Source organism: Spirulina sp. CCY15215 (assembly GCF_016888125.1).
Taxonomy (GTDB): domain Bacteria; phylum Cyanobacteriota; class Cyanobacteriia; order Cyanobacteriales; family Spirulinaceae; genus CCY15215.
This window is the reverse complement of sequence record NZ_JACSWA010000591.1, coordinates 1-5,470: the sequence shown is the minus strand read 5'-3', so window position 1 is coordinate 5,470 and position 5,470 is coordinate 1. Positions and strand designations below refer to the sequence as shown.

General features: G+C 39.3%; 1 tRNA gene and 1 CRISPR repeat array. The gene reads right to left on the bottom strand.

Features of this window, described 5'->3' with window-relative positions:
• Nucleotides 1-98: 98 nt before the first annotated feature.
• Nucleotides 99-5,072: direct repeats of the CRISPR family, unit length 37 nt; unit sequence GTTTCAATAACAACTAATCCCTATGAGGGATTGAAAC.
• A 115-nt stretch (nt 5,073-5,187) separates the two neighbouring features.
• Nucleotides 5,188-5,259: transfer RNA gene (locus tag JUI58_RS22070), tRNA-Asn, on the bottom strand.
• Nucleotides 5,260-5,470 lie beyond the last annotated feature (211 nt).

The window sequence follows — 5,470 nt, the reverse complement described above, 5'->3', positions numbered from 1 at the left end:
AGGCCTTGCGGAAGCGATGGCTGAAATGCTATAGTAACTCTCGGTATCCGCAAACGAACCTTGAAAACTAAATACGGTAAGGGTTTCAACTCTGGGCAGTTTCAATAACAACTAATCCCTATGAGGGATTGAAACTTGAGGTACGCGGTACGCGGTCGCAAGTATAAAAAAGTTTCAATAACAACTAATCCCTATGAGGGATTGAAACGGCGCTTTAAACCGTTCAAAACTGAATCCGATAAAGTTTCAATAACAACTAATCCCTATGAGGGATTGAAACTTGACAAGTGCAACCGCCAGACAGTTTTTCTTGTTTCAATAACAACTAATCCCTATGAGGGATTGAAACTCCGAGATAATTTGCTCGCACTCAACTACTACAGGTTTCAATAACAACTAATCCCTATGAGGGATTGAAACCTCAAAGAATGAGGCAGAGCGAGCAGGAAGGATGTTTCAATAACAACTAATCCCTATGAGGGATTGAAACTCGTCGGGCTTCTGGCTCTTTCGATCCAATTGGGTTTCAATAACAACTAATCCCTATGAGGGATTGAAACTGCGTAAATTCTGTGCTACTATAGAAAAACAAAGTTTCAATAACAACTAATCCCTATGAGGGATTGAAACTAGAGGGACGATCGCGCCGCTAGACCTGACAGGGTTTCAATAACAACTAATCCCTATGAGGGATTGAAACTGGTCTAGGGCGACGATTTGGGTTTCTAATCTAACGTTTCAATAACAACTAATCCCTATGAGGGATTGAAACTGGAAGCGGAAGGACTTTGTGAAAATCGACGTTTCAATAACAACTAATCCCTATGAGGGATTGAAACTTACGATCGCCCGATAATCGCGAATAACCGTTAGGTTTCAATAACAACTAATCCCTATGAGGGATTGAAACAAGAAAAATAATATCCATAAACGAAAAGTGGATATGGTTTCAATAACAACTAATCCCTATGAGGGATTGAAACCTTGTCCCCAATAATTCTTTTTCAAATTTTCGGGTTTCAATAACAACTAATCCCTATGAGGGATTGAAACTTAGTGCTTTTTGGGTGAATGCTGCAAATTGTTGGGTTTCAATAACAACTAATCCCTATGAGGGATTGAAACTAGATGCGATCGCTTTGTAGGAAGAATATTAAATTTTGGTTTCAATAACAACTAATCCCTATGAGGGATTGAAACTCTAACAGGATCGATGGGTAAATGTTCGCTTGGATGTTTCAATAACAACTAATCCCTATGAGGGATTGAAACCTCAATCTCTACGATCGCGAATCCAAAGAATGGGGTTTCAATAACAACTAATCCCTATGAGGGATTGAAACGTGCGAACAGAGCCCGAACCCGCTCGCACTTTAGTTTCAATAACAACTAATCCCTATGAGGGATTGAAACCTTTCCGCTCTTTCTCCGATTGCATTATCTCTTCGTTTCAATAACAACTAATCCCTATGAGGGATTGAAACGTAGTATTGCGAAGATTATACTACAAAACAAGGGTTTCAATAACAACTAATCCCTATGAGGGATTGAAACTGGGTGCCGCGAAAGGATAAGACTATTGAAAAGGTTTCAATAACAACTAATCCCTATGAGGGATTGAAACGTTTTTATGATCCTAGAAAAAAGCATCGTGTTGTTGGGTTTCAATAACAACTAATCCCTATGAGGGATTGAAACAGGGTTTTTAGACTGGCGATCGCGTTCAATACAGTTTCAATAACAACTAATCCCTATGAGGGATTGAAACACTAAAAAATCCAAGCACTACGGATTCCACATCCCGTGTTTCAATAACAACTAATCCCTATGAGGGATTGAAACAAAGGCATGGAGCGGTGAGTCTAGCATGATATCGAGAGTTTCAATAACAACTAATCCCTATGAGGGATTGAAACCAGATTATCGAGCGAAAACGCGATCGCACCGAGTTTCAATAACAACTAATCCCTATGAGGGATTGAAACGTCTCCTGCGATCGCATCCCCGAAATGCTGCCTCATATTGTTTCAATAACAACTAATCCCTATGAGGGATTGAAACGTAAAATGGCATCCGTGTTAAATGTGCTAATCATCGGGTTTCAATAACAACTAATCCCTATGAGGGATTGAAACAAGTCGGGATATTTATTAGCAATATCAAAGCTACTATCGGTTTCAATAACAACTAATCCCTATGAGGGATTGAAACAAGTTATCCAAGAACGGGCAAAAAGCCGCGCTAATGTTTCAATAACAACTAATCCCTATGAGGGATTGAAACAATGGAGGAATAAGTGATGCGTAATAAACTCGTGCGTTTCAATAACAACTAATCCCTATGAGGGATTGAAACTCCACGAGAAAAGCGACAAGACTTATCATGGATGCCTGTTTCAATAACAACTAATCCCTATGAGGGATTGAAACAGCAGCAGCAGAGGAAAGCGGTGCGGAAATCTCGGAGTTTCAATAACAACTAATCCCTATGAGGGATTGAAACCTCAAAAAAATGGAGGACTGCAAAAGCGAGACTCAATGTTTCAATAACAACTAATCCCTATGAGGGATTGAAACAGAACAAAAAACAAAAAGGACATTTCAGCGCCAGGATCAGGTTTCAATAACAACTAATCCCTATGAGGGATTGAAACATCAAGAAGATGGAGGATTGCAAGAGCGAGCCAGTTTCAATAACAACTAATCCCTATGAGGGATTGAAACAAGTACAGCAATGGGAAGTGATGATGTACAATAAGTTTCAATAACAACTAATCCCTATGAGGGATTGAAACCCCTATGGGATGCGATTCGGGCGTTAACGCGGGGATGGGAGATGGTTTCAATAACAACTAATCCCTATGAGGGATTGAAACTAAAGGGGGATTACCCCGTAAAATCAAAAATATTAGATAAGTTTCAATAACAACTAATCCCTATGAGGGATTGAAACGCCTTTGATATGCTTGACGCTTTTGGGGGAAGTTTCAATAACAACTAATCCCTATGAGGGATTGAAACTAACGCTTATTAGCGATCGCACTTCTTTTGTACTGTTTCAATAACAACTAATCCCTATGAGGGATTGAAACTCCTCTTCCTAATGCTTTTTCTCTTTCTAGCGCTTCGTTTCAATAACAACTAATCCCTATGAGGGATTGAAACCGCAACGTTTGTCCCGATGAATCCGAAAACTTCGTTTCAATAACAACTAATCCCTATGAGGGATTGAAACAAAGACAGTATCATAATCGATCTGCCCTAAGAACAGTTTCAATAACAACTAATCCCTATGAGGGATTGAAACGAATTTCCATAGAAAAGAAAGGAGGCCGGATAACCGTTTCAATAACAACTAATCCCTATGAGGGATTGAAACTCGTTTTTGAGGTCGCGATCGCCAGCGATCGCTGTTTCGATGGTTTCAATAACAACTAATCCCTATGAGGGATTGAAACGCCACAGTGAATGCTTGGAAGGTGTGGTTGGAGTGCGGTTTCAATAACAACTAATCCCTATGAGGGATTGAAACGCTAAAGAGATAGAAACCGAGGCAATGAAAAACGGTTTCAATAACAACTAATCCCTATGAGGGATTGAAACATTCTCTAGCCGGTACAACTCGCGACGGTATCGCTCGTTTCAATAACAACTAATCCCTATGAGGGATTGAAACAATTCAATCAGCTTGATAAAATCTGCATCTTTATCAGTTTCAATAACAACTAATCCCTATGAGGGATTGAAACTTTAAAATCCGATTAACAAGGATTTCCTTTTTTCGTTTCAATAACAACTAATCCCTATGAGGGATTGAAACGAACCAGTTAGGAACGATCCCATTCCTAACTTGCCGTTGTTTCAGTTTCAATAACAACTAATCCCTATGAGGGATTGAAACATTGGCCAAACAAAATAACCTAGGTGTACACTCTGTTTCAATAACAACTAATCCCTATGAGGGATTGAAACTCGTTTTTGAGGTCTTTGTTACTGGCGATCGCAGTTTCAATAACAACTAATCCCTATGAGGGATTGAAACGGAAGAATATTAAATTTTGCGATCCCCCTTTCAAGTTTCAATAACAACTAATCCCTATGAGGGATTGAAACTCAATCCTTCTGGGATTGCTGATAAATTTAGCGGTTTCAATAACAACTAATCCCTATGAGGGATTGAAACGCCATAAAAGTTTTTGAAGATCCTTCATCTGAGTGTTTCAATAACAACTAATCCCTATGAGGGATTGAAACCAAGCGACCATCCCCGTGATGGGGAGAGCCACAGCCCGACACGTTTCAATAACAACTAATCCCTATGAGGGATTGAAACGTATTGATCACAGTATCTTTCATGGACTTGATACATTTTGTTGTTCATGTTTCAATAACAACTAATCCCTATGAGGGATTGAAACAAGAGAACTAACGACCCTTGTAAGCTCAAGTACAGTTTCAATAACAACTAATCCCTATGAGGGATTGAAACTGATTCATGGGTGATCATTTGTCTGATCGATGTCAGACTTGTTTCAATAACAACTAATCCCTATGAGGGATTGAAACTCCTCTCGGTGGGGGCTGGTTTGCCTCGGTGCCGGCGTTTCAATAACAACTAATCCCTATGAGGGATTGAAACTGGGATTTTTTGATGCTATGAAAAGACTCTCGAATTGTTTCAATAACAACTAATCCCTATGAGGGATTGAAACCATAGCATTGAGAAGAAATAGTGACCAATGAGAAGTTTCAATAACAACTAATCCCTATGAGGGATTGAAACCGTTACGGCACTCATATTCAGATTCAGACAATAAGTTTCAATAACAACTAATCCCTATGAGGGATTGAAACACAATCCTTAACAGGTTTGATGAAGAGAAAAGGTTTCAATAACAACTAATCCCTATGAGGGATTGAAACTAGATTGACATTGTTATACAGGTCTTTATTGCGTGTTTTGGTTTCAATAACAACTAATCCCTATGAGGGATTGAAACGCATCAGTGTCTACCGTAGCATTTTTGGCATCTGATGTTTCAATAACAACTAATCCCTATGAGGGATTGAACGTACTTTCGGAAATCTGAGAGAGAAGAAATTATGAGACTGGCTTTAAACTTTATATTTAGTTAAACTTTACAATACCGGCTTTAAACCTGATAACCTCAAAACTAATCCCTTAAAACTCCCCAGGTAAGATTCGAACTTACGACCAATCGGTTAACAGCCGACCGCTCTACCACTGAGCTACTGAGGAATGTCTGCTTTTTCTGCAACAGTTTCTTATTATAAGCACCCCCCATTCAATTTGGCAAGCCCTTGAAGAAAATTTTTGCCAATTGTGAATTCTATCGAGGGTTCAGGCTATGGTAGAGAAAACCTAAAGCTAGAGAGTGAGGGTTAGCCATTGATTTTAATCAATGGACATCGAACGCAACGGGTTTTAACCCGTCTTGTGTTACAATAAT